Annotated in this window: 16 protein-coding genes; 10 read left to right on the top strand and 6 right to left on the bottom strand. The window is 40.9% G+C overall.

Features of this window, described 5'->3' with window-relative positions:
* Positions 1 to 189 precede the first annotated feature (189 nt).
* The gene (locus JW841_00285; GenBank protein MBN1959355.1) at positions 190 to 3,918 is read left to right on the top strand and encodes a hypothetical protein; all 3,729 of its coding nucleotides are present in this window, start codon (positions 190 to 192) and stop codon (positions 3,916 to 3,918) included.
* Positions 3,919 to 4,160: 242 nt separating this feature from the next.
* Here JW841_00285 and JW841_00280 read toward each other — a convergent pair whose 3' ends face one another.
* From JW841_00280 to JW841_00265, 4 genes are all read right to left on the bottom strand, one after another.
* Positions 4,161 to 5,693 (bottom strand): KamA family radical SAM protein, encoded by a 1,533-nt coding sequence (locus JW841_00280; protein ID MBN1959354.1) that lies wholly within the window; start codon positions 5,691 to 5,693, stop codon positions 4,161 to 4,163.
* Entirely contained in the window at positions 5,686 to 5,877 is a 192-nt protein-coding gene (locus JW841_00275; GenBank protein MBN1959353.1) for a hypothetical protein, read from the bottom strand. Before JW841_00275 ends, JW841_00280 begins: the two co-directional genes overlap by 8 nt.
* Before the next feature lie 148 nt (positions 5,878 to 6,025).
* Positions 6,026 to 6,193, bottom strand: a complete 168-nt coding sequence (locus JW841_00270) for a hypothetical protein (protein MBN1959352.1) — start codon at positions 6,191 to 6,193, stop codon at positions 6,026 to 6,028.
* Between the two features lie 274 nt (positions 6,194 to 6,467).
* Positions 6,468 to 8,660 carry a hypothetical protein gene (locus JW841_00265; GenBank protein MBN1959351.1) on the bottom strand — a complete coding sequence of 731 codons (2,193 nt, stop codon included), beginning with the start codon at positions 8,658 to 8,660 and terminating at the stop codon, positions 6,468 to 6,470.
* Positions 8,661 to 9,000: 340 nt separating this feature from the next.
* On the opposite strand from JW841_00265, the gene JW841_00260 reads away from it, so the two are divergent.
* The 6 genes from JW841_00260 (at position 9,001) to JW841_00235 (ending at position 12,809) form a co-directional block, all read left to right on the top strand.
* Positions 9,001 to 9,162, top strand: coding sequence for a rubredoxin (locus tag JW841_00260; GenBank protein MBN1959350.1), 162 nt, complete (start codon positions 9,001 to 9,003; stop codon positions 9,160 to 9,162).
* A gap of 101 nt (positions 9,163 to 9,263) precedes the next feature.
* A complete protein-coding gene (locus tag JW841_00255; protein ID MBN1959349.1) occupies positions 9,264 to 10,058 on the top strand; it encodes a ZIP family metal transporter in 795 nt (264 codons plus the stop codon).
* A 119-nt stretch (positions 10,059 to 10,177) separates the two neighbouring features.
* On the top strand, positions 10,178 to 10,714 hold the full coding sequence (locus JW841_00250; protein ID MBN1959348.1) for a hypothetical protein: 537 nt from the start codon (positions 10,178 to 10,180) through the stop codon (positions 10,712 to 10,714).
* A 23-nt stretch (positions 10,715 to 10,737) separates the two neighbouring features.
* Positions 10,738 to 11,346, top strand: a complete 609-nt coding sequence (locus tag JW841_00245; protein ID MBN1959347.1) for a class I SAM-dependent methyltransferase — start codon at positions 10,738 to 10,740, stop codon at positions 11,344 to 11,346.
* Positions 11,347 to 12,120 carry a hypothetical protein gene (locus tag JW841_00240; protein MBN1959346.1) on the top strand — a complete coding sequence of 258 codons (774 nt, stop codon included), beginning with the start codon at positions 11,347 to 11,349 and terminating at the stop codon, positions 12,118 to 12,120.
* Positions 12,117 to 12,809 (top strand): ABC transporter ATP-binding protein, encoded by a 693-nt coding sequence (locus JW841_00235; GenBank protein MBN1959345.1) that lies wholly within the window; start codon positions 12,117 to 12,119, stop codon positions 12,807 to 12,809. The genes JW841_00240 and JW841_00235 overlap by 4 nt, the downstream gene beginning before the upstream one ends.
* Positions 12,810 to 12,813: 4 nt before the next feature.
* Here the strand turns inward: JW841_00235 and JW841_00230 are convergent, their stop codons facing one another.
* Positions 12,814 to 13,638 (bottom strand): tetratricopeptide repeat protein, encoded by an 825-nt coding sequence (locus JW841_00230; protein MBN1959344.1) that lies wholly within the window; start codon positions 13,636 to 13,638, stop codon positions 12,814 to 12,816.
* A 115-nt stretch (positions 13,639 to 13,753) separates the two neighbouring features.
* Between JW841_00230 and JW841_00225 the strand changes: the two genes are divergently transcribed.
* The 3 genes from JW841_00225 to JW841_00215 all read left to right on the top strand — a co-directional run bounded on the left by JW841_00225 (position 13,754) and on the right by JW841_00215 (position 15,897).
* Positions 13,754 to 14,386: a threonylcarbamoyl-AMP synthase gene (locus tag JW841_00225; GenBank protein ID MBN1959343.1), complete on the top strand. Its 633-nt coding sequence runs from the start codon at positions 13,754 to 13,756 to the stop codon at positions 14,384 to 14,386.
* Between the two features lie 387 nt (positions 14,387 to 14,773).
* Positions 14,774 to 15,580 (top strand): ParA family protein, encoded by an 807-nt coding sequence (locus tag JW841_00220; protein MBN1959342.1) that lies wholly within the window; start codon positions 14,774 to 14,776, stop codon positions 15,578 to 15,580.
* Entirely contained in the window at positions 15,577 to 15,897 is a 321-nt protein-coding gene (locus tag JW841_00215; protein ID MBN1959341.1) for a hypothetical protein, read from the top strand. The genes JW841_00220 and JW841_00215 overlap by 4 nt, the downstream gene beginning before the upstream one ends.
* On the opposite strand, the gene JW841_00210 is transcribed toward JW841_00215, so the two are convergent.
* Complete coding sequence (locus tag JW841_00210) at positions 15,866 to 16,699, bottom strand: matrixin family metalloprotease (protein ID MBN1959340.1); 834 nt, start codon at positions 16,697 to 16,699, stop codon at positions 15,866 to 15,868. The two genes, JW841_00215 and JW841_00210, sit on opposite strands and share 32 nt — an antisense overlap.
* Between the last annotated feature and the right edge of the window lie 48 nt (positions 16,700 to 16,747).

Genomic DNA, 16,747 nt, shown 5'->3' with positions numbered 1-16,747 from the left:
GTACGTGTACTTTTTGTAAATTATCTTGATATTTCAACTAACTATAAACGGTTAATCGGCCTGAGCAATTTTTGAACGCGCACCCCTGAAAATAGGCAACATTTTGTTCTTTTCGTTGATAATAAAAAATGGCAGCGTGTAAATATACTTAGCAGCAATAGTTATAGCCTTAAGCCGTAGAGCAACAGCATGACTATAAGCGGTAAAATATTAATAAACGCGAATGTGCTGTTGGCACACTTTGACAACTTTATTGCCGAGCTCGAAGATGCAGATCGACAGGGAAAACCGGATGGATTCGTCGAGCCAACAGAAATAGTCGGCAAACCCGCGGCGTTAGTGCTTGATAAATATATTCGAGAAACCACAGGTAATGGCCAGCTTAAGGCTAAAACTGGCTTTTCTATAGCCGCGGTTAAAAAAGCACAACAAGACCTTTTAGCAATGGTGGCCCAAGGCAAGGGCATCCTTTCTCCTGAAGATATCTCGCTATCTGACAACATGGCGCTTTATTGGGCACTGCAGCAGGTATTAGCTTCGCAGAGCCAAATCATACTGCCGCAAGTGCAACTGCCAGCTATTACTATAAAAACAACAAACCAAGGCACAACCCCAACACTTTCAGCATCAACGGATCATTTAAATGAGCGAGTGAAAGTGCTGCAACGTTATCTGCATTTTAACGATACGGTAATTGGCGAACCAATGACTGCGCAGCAACAAGCTGAGCTCTTTGCCGTATCTTTAAGTAACGTTGTCTATGATTTCCCAATTGGCTATGATAAGCATGACGGCTATTACCTCATCTTAGATAATGCCAAAGGTTATCTTGGCACTCATGTCGAAAAAATTGCGAAACATCGTATAAACAGCTTTTATCGCACTAATTCAATGAGCCCAACAGCGCTCGTGCGCCACCGGCATCTCCCACCAGCTAAAAGAACCATGGTGCATATCGAGCAAAAAGTATTGCCGAAGGTGAAACATGCCTTTGCCAGCGGTAATCTTATGAGATACGGCTGCGATATCACCGCTGCAAGCGTCACCGTACAAGACCTGTATGAAGCAGCTAAAAAATTTCAAAAAGATTTGCGTTTATTAGCCGACCACAAAGCTTTGAAAATTGCCCGCAAAGACCTTTATGCTTTCGAGAGCGTGGGATTTAATATTAAAGGTTTGCTACAGCACGTGCTCTACGCCGCCAACAGCACCGAACATAATAAAAAATGCATAGAGCTCAATGAGCAAAATATGGCTGAGCTTGATGTTCCCATCCAAAAACCGCCGAATCTCTTTAAGCAATTTGTCGAGGGTATGTTTGAGCAACTAAAACGGCCAGTACAGGTGATCGATAAAGAAGTACAGGAAAAATACTTTAATCCCCTCGATCTCAATGAGCTCGAAACTTCTTTGACAGAGATCGAGCAAGCAGGAGAGGTATCCCTTATCAATACACGAGCGCAGCTACGCGTGGCTTTTGCCAATGACGATGAGATAACCCGTTTCAAGCTCGAATCGGCGCTAGAGCTAAAATCACTTGAAACCCCCGAGGGTACGCAAACTAGTAGAACCGATGCCGAGCTGCGCAAACAAATCATCGATTACTGTGTCATCAATGCCGATAAGATTAAAAACTTCGATAAGCTGGTACAGAACGTCGAAGATCGCGAGTTCACGGTTAAATATTTTCGTTATATGGGGCCTAAAGGCGAAACTCAAATTCTGCCGATAATTGGTGGAAAAACCAAGGGCAATACAAATAACGAAAAAACAACGGATGCCGATGAAGATGAGCCGAAATATTTTTTCATCGATCCTACTACCGGCGCTCCGATTAAAGGCGATTCTATAGATGAGGTTTGCTCAAACTTCGCGATGAGTTGTGGCCTACCAGGGCCAGGCCATATCGCTTATCTCGATCAGGCTGGTGAGGTGCATGACGTACCCGTACCTTATACTGCATGGCAGCGCCTGCGCGATTCAGCCATATATTTTGTCCTAATTGGTATGACTGCAAGCTTCGTGACACCGCTAGCGGGGATATCCGGGCCGGCGGTAACCATAATGATTGGTACATGCTTCGGAGTTTCTGCGAGCCTCGAGAGCGCTAAGCTTTTCAGTAAAATAGCCCAAGGCCGTAAAGACATCTCCGTGCTAGAAGTACTAAATATATTCGCCCAATTATTGCCGATGTTTGGTATGCTGGGCAAAGGCGCGGTGGTGGCTGCTACCACCACGCGTTTCGCTAAATTCATACCTCTAACCAATCCCGCGTTCATCAGTGCCTTACAAATATTATTGACCAGCTCCCAGGTAACCCAACTGCTAGGTGTTGCGGGTATGTCGGCTATTATAGTTGTCGATACTATTATTGCCATCGCCAAGAAGGATGCAGCTCGCGCTATACAAGTAGCGCAAAACTTATTGATGATAGCTTTGATTCATCAGGTCAACAAACGCTCGCAGCTTAAACTTAAAAAAGGCAAGGACCAAGACATACCCAATTCAGACCCGAGTCAACATGGCGGTGATGTTGATAATATCTCCGCGAATAAAACTAACCCCGCTGCGACCAGCGGTAGCGCTACAACAAATAACGGCACTGCTACCGCGACCGTAACCAGTAATGAACATAATGAAAGCCAAAACGTCAGCAGTAAAAAGCATCCGCAACAAGCTGATGCTTTAAAGCAAAAAACAGCGGTAAAAACTGCGAGCCTAGTTAATCGCAAAGCCGTGGCGCGGCAATTGAAGCTTAGTTTTCTTGAGTTGCGTCGCCTGCGCAAACAGCTGCGTAAGTTAAACAACGAAACCGATATCAAGAAAAAAGCTCAGTTTGATGCAGAAAACCGAGCCGGTATTAAGCGTGCGCCTCTGCTAGAAAAGGAGCTTTGCGATACTTATAGAGAGACTTTCACTGCTACCGCCAAGAAGTTACGTAATAAAAATAAGGTGAAAGAGCCATTATGGGACTTAGAGGCCGAGCTACATAAAGCGGTCGCCGATTTTAATCCCGAGAAGGGGCAACCATTTTATAGTTACTGCAAAAAGCGGCTCGAAATTCTAATGGATTTTGAAAAAAGGGCGCTCAAACAAATCAATGCTATCTGTAGTAAAGATTTTGATGGTCCACGACCAACGCATAAAAAATCCCAAGAGCTGCGTGAGATACTTGTCAAATCGTTTAAAGAGAATATGCATCATGCTACCGAACAAACCAATGTATTCGGTTATACTACCGGCAGCATGAAAGCCTTTGCCAATATGCATGATATGGTAGAAATGGTGCCGATAGAGCGCATCGAGGCTTTTATTAAAAAATATAATCAGCCGAGTTCACTAATTAAAATTCCTCAAGGATTTCTTGAAGAATTTGCACTGCTTAAAAAACAAATGAAAGCTAGATCGACACGGAATAGGCGCTTTTTCTACAATGTTGGCAAACTTAATAAATGGGTAGCCGCAGGCATCGCTGGCAAAGGCAAAGCCGATCCTTTCTCTAAAGCGCTACATAACTTGGCTGATCACCACTTTTATGAATATGATTTCACTATAGGCGAGATAAAAATGAGTGAACAGCCGCATTTGATAGAGGATCTGGTGTTTCATGGCAACCAACAAGCTGTCAGAGTAACACCTCCGCATTTTTATGAGAAGATGGTCGACTATATTTGTACCAAGCTTGAAAAGCGCAGCTTCAAACAACTTGAAACGCCAATTAGCTATAAAGAGGCCTATCAAAGCTTAGAAAATGACGCCGCTATAGGTCAACTATTTTCCGATAAAGATCTACCGCTGGTGCAACAAATCATGCGCAAACGCTATATCGAACAAGTACTGGGTGCGGTTGCGGATCCCGAGGGTCAGCGTTTTATGGCCGTACCGGAATTTTTAAATGATGTTAAAGTTACACCCTAGCGATTATGGCATAAACAAGACGCAGGCGCTGATGTAATAGTCGATCAACAATGCTGCTTACTCGAATATTAACTCGATATGAAAATCTGCTGAGGGGACTGATAGCTACGATTAATATAATCGCCGATTTTTGGGACTATGGCCTGCGGCTGTCGACGCTCATTGTATTATTGCCAGTGTGTTCGTATCCGGCACTCGATTGCATCAAGCCGGTTGGCTAAAGCAAGTGTATATATTATCAACTACTTTCGATTAAACTTCGATTTGCTATATAGCCTTTCAAGCTTGTCGCGGTTGTCGACAGGATTAGTAAGGGGCATATCTTTCTCTTTGATTTCGTAGCCTAGACGTAGTGATTTTTTTATTTTTTCTATTCGCGGTAGTTTCGTTCTATTGGTAGTTTCGAGGTGATTACCATCCTTGTCGATTAGTATTACTTTAGGAACAAATACTCCTTTACGTCCGATAAAGGCATCCATGATGTCTACTGCTTTTTCGTATTCCTTGCGGGTTGCCCTACCGAGAGCTTCGTAATGAAACAACTCTTTACTATCCCAAGTAGTGACTGTTGCAGAGCTTTCTGATACTTTTCCTTCGATATTACCTTCTATATTAAGTGTATCGTGTCCCGACCACATTAAGAGGACCTTGCCGCCGCCTCCTTCAATGTTAACAGAATATTTGGGAATGGTAATACCCGAGATCCATCCCTGCAGGTGTTTCATATAAATTTTACCGATTTGAATGGGAGTGATAAAATGGGCTATCCCCTTCTCCTTGTGGCACTGCAAAAGATAGTAAGGATGAACACCGATCCACAACATTCGTCTGAATGTTTCTGCCAGTGTCTTATAGTAATCATTGACATGATTAAGCAGCACCGTTTGGTTTCTAACCGTAAATCCGGAATCGCATATTTTCCGAATGGCGCCTGCAAGCTCTGCGGTAATTTCGTGATAATGATTAATATGCGTCATAAAATAGACATACTTGTTATAACCAACGACAAAACGATTCGCTGACTCTTTTATAAGCGCAAGTAGCTCATCAGTGATCCCCATTGGCATAACTACCGGTACCCTTGTAGCAATGCGGATAACTCTCAGATGGGGAATTTTACTTAGCTCTTCAAGAATATACTGCAAACGTTGTTTGCTGATCATAAGTGCGTCGCCACCAGTAATCAGTACTTCGTCGATATTTTTGTTATAATTAATATAAAAGAGCCCTTTATTTATTTCAGTAAGATTGACATCAGCCGTACCATCCAGTGATTTTGCCCGTTGGCAGTGAACGCAATAAGAAGCACAACTGGTGTTTTCAGCAACTAGAAGAGCAATGCGATTCGGGTATCGTTGATAGGCGGCGCCAAAACTACGCTTCCCCTCATCCATCGCCGCTTCGAGGCCGGTATTGGGAAAAAGTAAGTTAGCCGGTGTTGGTACACATTGCCAGAATATAGGATCCAGACGTTTTTTTTCCTTTTCGTAGGGTAATAGCTTGGGATGAAATGGGTCTTTATTAATAAGCGTGGCATAATATGGAGTTATACGTAGAGAGTCTTTCCCTTGTCGTTTTAGCTCCTTGACCGTTCTATCTATTTTAGCAGCCTGATAAGGGCTTAGTTTTATTACTTGCGCAAGCTGCGTAACTGTACGGATAGTATTAACTCTTTGCCAATAGGGATCATTCCATTGTTGGTGGGTTATGTTTTTCCATACAGCGATTTGCCGGTAATTTCTTGGTTTATATAAAAATGATGCATTTTTATTCATGCGTCGATATCGCTTTCGTTTTTGTAACAATTAAAGTAAGTGCCAAACGCCAATCTTCGTCTGAAACCAGAAAAGTTGCCTTATCATGTAGCTGTACCCAATTTCGTTGCGAAGTGCATGCTGAAACAACAAAAGTGCAATTGTCGGCGCAAGCTAGATCTCCACCAGCATAGGGGCCTACCAAAGTGCTATTTTGTCCGTTGAGATTGTTACCATCACAATCTTCACCAGCATCTATTATACCATTGCCGCATAATATTGCTGCACCGCTGTCTTATCCATCTCCACCTGTATTTTCGGTGTCTTCACCGTTAGTTATATCTTTATCGCCATCACTCGGTATTATTATCTTGCGACTCATTATTGGAGTCAGCAGTAGTGTTAGTCTGATCGGTAGCAGTATTTTCATTGTTATTGGAGCTAATATGATTTTTGCCTGTTTGGCAGGCTATAACCGTTACTGCTAAAAACATCGCTGCTAAAAAATCAACTAGTCGCATAATATTTCACTCCGGCGTATCTTGCAAGTTAAAGCAAAACAACCTTAAATTAGTATACTCCCCAAAATCAGAATTGACGATACTAATAATTAGGTGAGTAGCATTTAGCAAAACGCACAAGTTTTTGTCTTTTGCCAAACAAAATATAGGAATACAACGCTGCCTTTTTTTAACCAGCGCGTATCATTGGTACCTGTCAAAATTTATCTAATCGCTCGGTCTGTAGCTAACTTAAGTTTGCTGCGCTATAGTTTTAATTGCTACATCTTTTATTTTATGGGTGACATCTTAACATAATTTTTGCAGATGCAGTATTAGTAATACCTTCAACCCAAGCAACGCATAAATCATTGCCACCAGCAGCACTTGGCATTGTCGATATCTCTGTGCTGCCTATTGAAATTCCAGGTGTTTGATCAGAAGAATGAATGTCAACCCAGTTATTTTGATAATATCTTTTTGCATGAATATTTGGGTTAGTTGGTGGCCCGGCTTCAAATACAACTATGGGATTAAAATTTATATCCATAGTTAGTTTAGGATTACTGGCATACGCTACGGTAGTATAAAATCCCAAACTATTCCAATTAAGGCCATCCCAACGGTCGACGTAAATAATCGAACTACTAGTTCCTTTTTCTTCCCAAGCAATAAGTGGTTCATTGTTACCATAAAAAGCTACCGATGGTTTTTGTGCGTCAAATCCTCCTATTGAACGAACGCCTAAGGGCTGCCAGGCGTTATATTGGAGGCTATTATATATTTTTATGACATTGTGTAATTCTGTTGATGAGTAGAATGCCCATGCGACCATAATGTTTTCATTATTAGAAATTGCAAGTGCAGGTTGTTTTGCATCATCAGTATTGCTCAAACCGGGGTCGCTAGCTGAACCAGATATCTCATTCCACGAACTACCTGACCAATAACGCAAAAATACATGATAAACAGCAGCAGCATTGTCGTCTTTTTGCACCCAAGCGACTACGGGCTGATTAGTAGTAGGGTTAATTGCCAATTTTACGCTTGAAGCAGTATATATTGAATAGTTTCTAAAACTTAAACCTGTGCCTGCTGCGGAATCATAGGTACCATCAACCAAAGATACCCACTGATTGCCATTCCAACGTTTAAGATATACATAAGCGTTTTGTTCAATCCAAGCTATAACCGGCAAACCTTCGTTAGTCATTGCAAGTGCCGGAGGTTCACCATTAGCGCCAATGGTTATCGCAGTAGGCGTAGTGTCACCTGGTAAGTATCGCCAAATTTTATTAGTGGAGTCCCATCGTTGAATAAAAATCGAAGAATTTTGAGCCAACCAAGCTATAACTAAGCCGTTATTACCAATCGCTACTTGCGGTGCAGTAACATTGTTACTGATAACTCCTGTAGTTCCAGATCCATTTAATTCATGCCATGGACCATTGGGGACATAACGGCACATATCATCAACACCACAAGCGTATTGGCTTGAAGGGCAGGGGCTATCATCATTATAACACGATGCAGATTGGCAAGAATTAGTAATGTTGCATAACGAACCAGATGGACAACTATTTTTTGCTACACAAGTACTACCATCACCGCATATATTTCCTAAGCATTCTGTAGCATCTTTACATGAATCAGCCATACTACACCAGGAGCTTACGGTACCGCAGTAAGCCGATGCATCGCTAGCATAGTCTACTTGGCCAATAGGCAAACAAACCAAAGGACTATTGCATTGCGGAGTGCATTCAGTGCAAACACCCAGGCTCTGAAGTACCCCGTTATTGTTATACGCACGATTAACTATAGTGCAGGCGCCATAACAGTTGGTATCGCAAGCATTGACGCAATAGGGAGTGCCACTGCGTGATTCAACACAGACTTTATTGTCACAACCGCTATAACGGCAACCCTCGCTACTATCACCATCACAATATACGGCTGAATCATATGAGTTAACGGGGTCAATTTTACGGCAGTCGTTGCAACCAGAATCGCAAAGAGCACACGCTGAAACTGGCTGTGTCGAATTCATATTAATATTGGGATATCCAGGTACTTGCACGCACCAACCTGGGCTATTATCAAAACCAGTACATGACGTACCAATTGACGAACATTTTTTTACACAACGAGATGAAAATCCCTCCTGCGTACTCTGCACACAAATTTCATTGGTACCGCAGCCAACATTACGGCACTCATCACAATGATAATTTTTGTCAGAGTCAGCTACACATACTTGCGGATACGTGCATGGGTTACTTTCACAAGGGTTATTTCCATTATAACTAGGAGTACAAACACCTATATTATTGCTGGTGTTTTCAAACGAGCAATAAAAGTCTTTGGCACAGTCTTTATTGTCTTTGCAGGCAAAGCTATTTTTATAAAGGTCGGGAACATCAACACTACAATTGCTAGTGATAGCCAATGCTGCCAAAGTTGCAAACCACCATTTCTTCTGGTGCATGTGAAAAACCTCCAACCTTAAAGTTGTCACCGACATTTATTTATTTTTACTTCTATCGTAACATTTTCTCGAATTATTTAATTATATCCAATATGAAAAAAACGGGTAGTTAATCTGCAATAGTAATTATCGATGCACTGCAGCAAATACATATTATTAGAGCTTGACTCATCTGCTGCATCTTCGTACAAAACGAGCCATGGTCATACAACAAAAATTACTCTATGAATTAAATCAACAAATCAACGAAGAAACCTACTAAAAAAGATTTTAGATCAGCGTAACAATATAGCTAATATTAACCCAAATTGCCTTAAATGGCTTTAAGCGAGAACCAGTAATGAAAAAATACGTTTGTGAAGCATGTGGCTATGTTTATGATCCGGCAGTTGGCGATCCTGAAAATGGTATTGATCCAGGCACTGCTTTTGAAGATTTACCTGATGATTGGACATGTCCGTTATGTGGTGTTGATAAAGAAGATTTTTCTCCACTAGATTAACTAAAATAAACATCTTGCTCGCGCATTGTCGCAGCCCAACGTCGATTTGAATCAAAACAGTATTGCAGAGTTTTCATATGTTTGCTCTAGCATAGCTTGTTATGAACACAACACTAGGCTTCATTGGGCTATTTGCTATTGGGGTAATAGCAAGTTTTACTGCCAGCTTAGGTACTGGTATTGGGGCTATACCGGTTTTTTTTATTAGGAACGTATCACAACGTAATCAAGACTTTCTTTTAAGCCTTGCGGCAGGAATAATGCTCGCCGCTTCAATTTATTCCCTAGTAGAACCGGGAGTCGCAGCAGCTATATTGCAGGTTGGCAGCAAAAATTTAGCGACAGCTATTTTTGGTTTGAGTATATTAACGGGGGCTTATGCAATTCTGCTTGTTCACCGTCATCTACCGCATGAGCATTTTTTCGCTGCTCAAACTGATACAACTCAATCAGATAAATTACGACGTGTTTGGCTGTTAGTAATGGCTATAACTTTGCACAATTTTCCAGAAGGTATGGCGGTTGGTGTTGGCTTTGGTGGTGAAATTAATGATGGTTTTGCTTTAATGACTGGCATTTTCATTCAGAATTTACCAGAAGGATTTGTTGTGGCATTAGCACTTCTGACACAGGGGCACAGTCAATCAAGAGCAGTTGCAATTGCCAGTGCAACCGGGTTAGTTGAAACAATTGGTGGCATCTTTGGCGCGGCTGCAGTAACAATAGTTAGCGCTACATTGCCTTGGGCCATGGGTTTTGCAGCAGGAGCGATGCTTTTTGTTATAAGCCATGAAATTATTCCCGAAACTCATAGAAATGGTTTTGAAACCAATGCTACTTTTGGCGTGATTACTGGTTTTATTGGTATGTTATTGATTAACTCATTATTTAGTTGATTCTTAATTATGAATGTTTTTTTGCAACCATCTTGACTAATGCTATATCGATATTAAAGGCAATGATACGAGTATGACTACTAAATTAAATCAGCATGTAAAAAGGAAGCGCTGATGCTATGAATAGCTATCTCTCACCGCGTGAGCTTGCATATTGCGGTCTCTTCGGTGCAGCATCATTGCTTTTACCAGTATTATTCCACATGTTGCAGCTAGGGCATGTTTTTATGCCTATGTATTTACCTTTATGCACTTTACCATTTTTTATTAGACCACTTCCTGCGGCTATTACTGCAATAATAGTGCCTCTGCTCTCTGCAGCTCTTACTGGCATGCCACCATTTTATCCTCCTATTGCTATTATGATGGCTATCGAACTTAGTGTTATGGCGGCGCTAATTTCATTTATTTATCGGCATATTACTAATGCTAATGAGTGGATTGTACTTATTCCTGTATTACTTATAGGCAGAGTGTTATACGCTATCATGTTTTATGCTTTTTCTAATGCTTTGAATCTGCCAGCAGGTTTTTTAGCTATAATGGCTTCTTTGCGTGGTTGGCCTGGCATTATCTTAATGATTATTGTTATTCCACCTTTGGTAAGAATGGTGCGTAAAAGCGCATGGTTGAAAACAAATCAATCGTATTTATGAACTGTTAGCAAGAGGAGTACCATATGAGTCCAAACCTAAGAGTAGCCTTTTTTGATGATATTGCCGAAAAATGGGACGGCGAGCAGGACCTTGATGCTCTAACGGTTAAACTCAATTCCGGCTTAGATAAATTTAATATTAGTGCGAATGAGAAGATTATTGACGTCGGTTGTGGGACTGGCAATCTTACTAAGGCGCTGCTAAATAAGCTATCTGATGCAGGTAGTATTATAGCAGTAGATATCTCTTCGCGTATGGTTGATATCGCCCGTAAAAAAGTACCTGATTTGCGGGTTACCTGGCATATTGAAGAAGCTCGACGTTTATCTCTAGGTAATGATTCTTGTGATCGAGCCATTTGTTATTCGGTTTGGCCTCATTTTGATAATCATCATGAAGTTGCTTTAGAGTTTAGCCGCGTGCTTAAACCTGGTGGTTCGCTACATGTTTGGCACCTGATGCCTAGACAAAAAATAAATGAGATTCATGCTCAAGCCGATCAATCAGTTAGTAAAGATATTTTACCGTCTGCAGAAGAAACCGCGCATGTTTTGCAACTGGTTGGTTTTCAGATCATTACTGCTAATGAATCTGATAGCGAATATCTAATCTCTGCTGTGAAATCAGAGTAGATGCGTGCGTCGCTTCATGGCCTTTGGGGTTGTGCCAAAGGGCCGATAATGCAAGCGACGCCGCCAAGCCGTTTAATCGCTGGTCTTGTGCTTTTTTTTGCCTGTATGGCTGTTGATGCCGCAACTTGCAATGGCATTATTTTTTCGAGCATGGTCGTTGTTAGTTGGTGGTTTGTATGTCGACCACCATTAACAATTTTACGTAATTCTTTTCTGCTCGGCTTAATTTTATTTTTACCGTATTTTTTATTAGTGCCATGGTTAATAAATATTTCTTCAGAGACAATTACGAACTGGTCCGCAGCATTACAAACCCCTTGGCTAATTTTATTTCGTGGTTTATGTGTAATGCTGATCGCTATTACTACTTGCACTTCGCTCAGTGCCGGTGACCTTCGTGAAGCATTACTTAAATTGCCCATACCAGCCATTATTTCAGTGATTTTAATACAAATAATTCATCAAAGCGCGGTGTTATTTTATGAAACAAAGCGAGTCGCAGCTGCTATGGCTGTTCGCGGTGCTACTAAAGGTATACGCAATGCTTGTAAAATGTTTGTTTATTTACCTCAAGTATGGTTACCACGAGTAATAATGCGTGCAGAACGTATTGCAGCAGCGATGGAATTACGTGGATATTGTCAACTATCAACACAAAAATTTTATAAAGCGAGATCCAAAAGAGATTTAAATAAATTTGATTTAAGCATATTAAGTTTTGCAATCATTGCATTATTAATATCCATAAGCCTACGTATATTGGTGATGATGTGACAGAAAGTGCATTGAAATTTTGTAATGTTACCGTTTGTTATGAACCTCATACAAAGCCTGTACTTTCTGATATTTCATTTAATGTAGATTCAAATGAAAGAGTGTCTTTAATTGGGTTAAATGGCTCAGGTAAAACAACATTACTTTCAGCAGCGGCAGGTCTTGTCGTTTATAAAGGAGAGATCAGTATTAATAATGAATTATTAACACGAAAATCATTGGCGAGTATTCGTAATCATCTCGGTTTTGTTTTCAACGTGCCAGAGGATCAGCTATTATTTCCAAAAGTTATTGACGATGCTGCCTTTGCTTTGTTGCAGCGTTGCGATGATACGAAGAAAGTCTATGTAAAAACAAAAAAAATTTTAAGAGAACTATCTGTAGAAGATTTAAGTGAATATCCCCTGCATCATTTATCACATGGACAAAAGCAAAGAGTGGCTCTTGCTGGTGCTTTAGTTACCGATCCAAGCTTGCTTCTACTTGATGAACCTTCAGCTGGTTTAGATCCTTTGGGCAAACGCGCTTTAGTAAAAATATTAAAAGAAATAAATGCCGCAGTTGTAATTGCTACACATGATCTTGAATTTGCTGCTAACCTTTGTAATCGCCATATACTTCTTGAAGATGGTAAAATTATCTTTGATGGCGAAGATCTAAACGAAATTAAGAATCGTTGGCGGCTATAGAGTCTTATTCATTAGCAATCAGTTTTTTAAACCGTGGCTCGTCTCGCAAAGGGTCAAAAACGCGATCTTCTAATAACCACTTGCGGGTGCGTTCTGAGTCAATAGTTTTTGCCGTTTCCAAGAAATCTAAAGCATCTCTATGGCGATTCCATGAAGTATAAAGTGCAGCTATATGATAGTGTGAGCCAAAATTTTGGTTATCAATATTAATTCCTTTTTTAAATGCCGATTCTGCTTCGGCAAAAAAACCTTGGGCTGTATAAGCGATACCTAAATCAATCCAAATTTCAATATGTTGAGGATGAGTTTTAATGATACGTTTAAGGTGGTGAATAGCTTCAGTGTGACGTCCTAAATCAATCAGACATGATGCAAGCTCATGGCTAATCATTTCGTCTTCGGGAGCTTGCTCCAATGCAATTTCTAACTCACTAATAGCAGCGTCAAGTTGACAATTGTCAGCCAAAGCTAGCGCTAAGTTAAGATGTGCGTCAGGAAATTCATATTCGAGTTCAATAGCTTTGCGGTACTGTGAAATCGCTAACTCATGACCATGAGCAGCCAGAAAACTTCCTAGGTAATGATAAGCACTTGGACTTTCTGGGTCAGCTTTTAACGCTTCAAGATATTCTGATAAGGCATCAATGAGCTGGCCCTTTTCAGCCAAAATAGTCGCGAGGTTATCATGTGCATGAGCGGATAAGGGGTCAAGTTTTATGGCTTTGCGAAACTCGCTCATAGCTTCATCAAGCCAACCGCGATCGGCAAGCTCAATACCGCGAGCATTATGCTCATCAGATTGAGTAACATAGTCTTTGTGCTTAGCCATTGAAACCCATCGATCTTTTATATTGCTTACATGTAGTTGGAAGTTTTCTCAAGAGGCACGCGAAGCAACGAAGGTGTTGTTAGTGTTCTATAGACCATGGTATTGACGATAATGAATGTTACGCTTGCATATAAAACTTAACTACCCACAACCGCGTCATATTGAGCGTGCCTGTGAGGTTTTGCGTTCTGGTGGACTCATTGTTTTCCCTACCGATTCTGCATACAGCCTTGGTTGTGATATTTTTGCGAAACGTTCCATTGAAAAAATTTATCAACTCAAAGGTATTAATCGTAGCCATCGTTTATCATTCCTTTGCAGTGATCTAGCGCAAGTATCACGTTATGCAATGGTAGAAAATCAAATCTATCGAATATTACGACACCATATGCCTGGTCCGTTTACTTTTATTTTACCAGCGACTCGTGAAGTTCCGAGATTGTTGCAGACAAATGCTCGCACAGTTGGAGTAAGAGTACCTGCTAATCCTGTATGTAGTGCACTATTAAAAGAATTTGACAATCCATTACTTATTTCTACCGCTGTGCGTCATATAATTGACGAAACAGTATATGCCAATGACCCAGATAAAATTTTCCAGCAATTTGGAAAAGCACTTGATTTGTTATTAGACGGCGGCCCACTTTATAATAGTGATTTAACCAGCATTATTGATTTAACTAAATCTGAACCATCGATTGTACGCCGCGGTTTGGGTGATTTGAGCTGGTTTGAGAAAAATAATTAATTTTATCAATCGCATATATTTGACACGATCGCACAAATGAGTATGCTACAGGTAAGTTGTACTTAGGATGCGCGTCCTTAAAGTACTAACTTTCTTTTTATTGGTCTTAAGAGGCCATTCGGAGGGTGCGTCTTGGAGCAAGCCACAATGGTATCTTGCGCCCGTTGCGGGCGTGCCTTTATTCCACGTTTTCGTTTTCAAACTAATGTACAAGAGGGTGAAACGGTCTATTACTGTTCACAAACCTGCCGTGAGCCAGGTTTAGCTGGTATGGCAGTATCCTGTTCAGTTTGTATGGCGAAATTTACTCCTACAATGGCTATGCACGTAAGTGAAGCAAATGGAACACGGAAATTTTTTTGTTCTAGCGCTTGTCGCGAGCATGCTATGCCGAAAATAGTGGCCGTCGATGAGCCAGCGCCAGCGCCAAGAGTAATCGCAATACTCAACCAAAAAGGTGGTACGGGTAAGACTACTACCGCACTCAGCTTAGCTGCTGGATTTGCACAGCTAGGTCATAAAACACTAATTGTTGATCTTGATCCCCAGAGCAACGTTGCCGCATCACTTGGGATTATGGGGCCTCGCACGATTTATCACGTTTTAGTGCAAGGTTTATCTCCAGCTACTTGTGCAATAAACGCTCGTGATAATCTTGATATCATCGTATCAGATCAGGCCTTAGCCGCAGCAGAGATTGAACTGGCGCGTTCCCCTGAAGATGTTCGTATGTTGCGTTTAAAAAAGGCCATGGAAAATCTTTCGGGTTATGAATATGTCATTATCGACTGCGCACCTTCTTTATCGATTTTAAATCACAATGCATTAACCTGGGCTGGCGAAGTGTTAATTCCAGTAAGTTGCGATTATTTAGCACTGGTTGGGGTCAAACAAGTACTCTTCACTTTAAGGCGGGTTAGCGAACAAACAGGTCGTGAAGTACGTATCGCCGGTGTGTTACCTACTTTTTATGATAAACGAAACCGTATCTCTGCTGAGGCGGTTAATTACTTGCGTAAAACATTTGGCGCCAAGCTGCTTCCTCCGATACGTATTAATACTCGTATTGCCGAAGCACCAAGTCAGAAAAAAACAGTATTCGAGCATGCCTCTGATTCTAACGGAGCACGGGATTATATTCGTGTGATTGAGTGGTTGAAAAACGGCGCCGCAAAAGAAACGAGGGCAGCATGAGTAGCAAATCATCAACACGCGCAAAAGTTGCAGTATTAGCAGATAATCCTTTAGAAGGAGAACAGTTATTACTTGATGCTTTATTTGGTCCACCACCAGTTGCACCTAAACGTCCGCAAGCAGTTCGTCGTACGATACAGTCAAAACCGCAGCATTACAGAATTATGTCGATATCAATGTATACTGATGATATCGAAAGGCTTGAGCAAATGGTGGCTGAACTTAAAAGGCGTGGTAATTATAAAGCGAATAAAAGCCAATTAATTCGTCATGCTCTTACAAAAGTTAATCTTGATGAGGTACCCGAAGAATTTTAAGCCAATGTCTTCTAAGTATGAATAAAGTTAGAGTTAGCATTGATGTTACTGCTAAAAAAAATGAATTATTAGTTGTGCTGCAACCAGTATGACCATCACTATCTGATGCAATTATTTCAATAGAGGTAGTTATGTCAATCTCGTCTGGAGGTTCGCAGTAGCCACAAGTTTGTGGAGCTTGGGTATACGCACAATAACCATTGGGAGCATCGGCAGGATATTTAAAAACTATTGCGTCGCGATCATCACATTCAAGATCACGTTTGCTTATTTCACCAAATTTTGCTTGTGCCTCCATAGTTGAGCCAACCACATCGCTATGACCAAGACCTAAAATATGACCAATTTCATGGGTCGCTGCATTTTGAAGATCGATTAAATCTTCTTCACCATTTATGCCAAAGTCAAAATCAGCAGAGTTAAATTCAATGTCAGCATCAATTATTTGACCTGACATAGTGTCATAAGTAGTAGTGGTAAGACCAATAATGCCAATTTGACCAGGAAGGGGCCATTTATCGTCACGAAAGATTATTAAATTTTCATTGTCTTCTGGATCGAGATAATTATAGCCAATGCGATCAGTATTTGAACGCCAAGCGGTTTCGGTGAACTTAATGTCAGAGGTAGACCCACCCGAGCAAGCAGTTAAGGATTGCCAGGTTGCAAAAGAATTAGTTAATGCTGAAAATTCTAAGTAGCCATTAATATCTGATGTACCCTCTTCAAAATATGTATAAGGGATATCTCGTTTAAACCAAGATAGAGAAGCACCAACTGCATTACCATCGCTATCTGACACGCGGGCGCACATAAAAGCATATGCATTTAATGTAAATAAATTAAAGCA

The sequence above is a fragment of the Deltaproteobacteria bacterium genome (assembly GCA_016931625.1).
Lineage (GTDB): Bacteria > Myxococcota > XYA12-FULL-58-9 > XYA12-FULL-58-9 > JAFGEK01 > JAFGEK01.
Note: the sequence above shows the minus strand (reverse complement) of the source record. Positions and strands in the feature narration are given on the sequence as shown.

Bases quoted from the DNA above. Each gene is read 5' to 3' on its own strand.
- JW841_00285 (MBN1959355.1), top strand. From the start codon at position 190: ATGACTATAAGCGGTAAAATATTAATAAACGCGAATGTGCTGTTGGCA.
- JW841_00280 (MBN1959354.1), bottom strand. From the start codon at position 5,693: ATGAATAAAAATGCATCATTTTTATATAAACCAAGAAATTACCGGCAA.
- JW841_00270 (MBN1959352.1), bottom strand. From the start codon at position 6,193: ATGCGACTAGTTGATTTTTTAGCAGCGATGTTTTTAGCAGTAACGGTT.
- JW841_00265 (MBN1959351.1), bottom strand. From the start codon at position 8,660: ATGCACCAGAAGAAATGGTGGTTTGCAACTTTGGCAGCATTGGCTATC.
- JW841_00260 (MBN1959350.1), top strand. From the start codon at position 9,001: ATGAAAAAATACGTTTGTGAAGCATGTGGCTATGTTTATGATCCGGCA.
- JW841_00255 (MBN1959349.1), top strand. From the start codon at position 9,264: ATGAACACAACACTAGGCTTCATTGGGCTATTTGCTATTGGGGTAATA.
- JW841_00250 (MBN1959348.1), top strand. From the start codon at position 10,178: ATGAATAGCTATCTCTCACCGCGTGAGCTTGCATATTGCGGTCTCTTC.
- JW841_00245 (MBN1959347.1), top strand. From the start codon at position 10,738: ATGAGTCCAAACCTAAGAGTAGCCTTTTTTGATGATATTGCCGAAAAA.
- JW841_00240 (MBN1959346.1), top strand. From the start codon at position 11,347: ATGCGTGCGTCGCTTCATGGCCTTTGGGGTTGTGCCAAAGGGCCGATA.
- JW841_00230 (MBN1959344.1), bottom strand. From the start codon at position 13,638: ATGGCTAAGCACAAAGACTATGTTACTCAATCTGATGAGCATAATGCT.
- JW841_00225 (MBN1959343.1), top strand. From the start codon at position 13,754: ATGTTACGCTTGCATATAAAACTTAACTACCCACAACCGCGTCATATT.
- JW841_00220 (MBN1959342.1), top strand. From the start codon at position 14,774: ATGCCGAAAATAGTGGCCGTCGATGAGCCAGCGCCAGCGCCAAGAGTA.
- JW841_00215 (MBN1959341.1), top strand. From the start codon at position 15,577: ATGAGTAGCAAATCATCAACACGCGCAAAAGTTGCAGTATTAGCAGAT.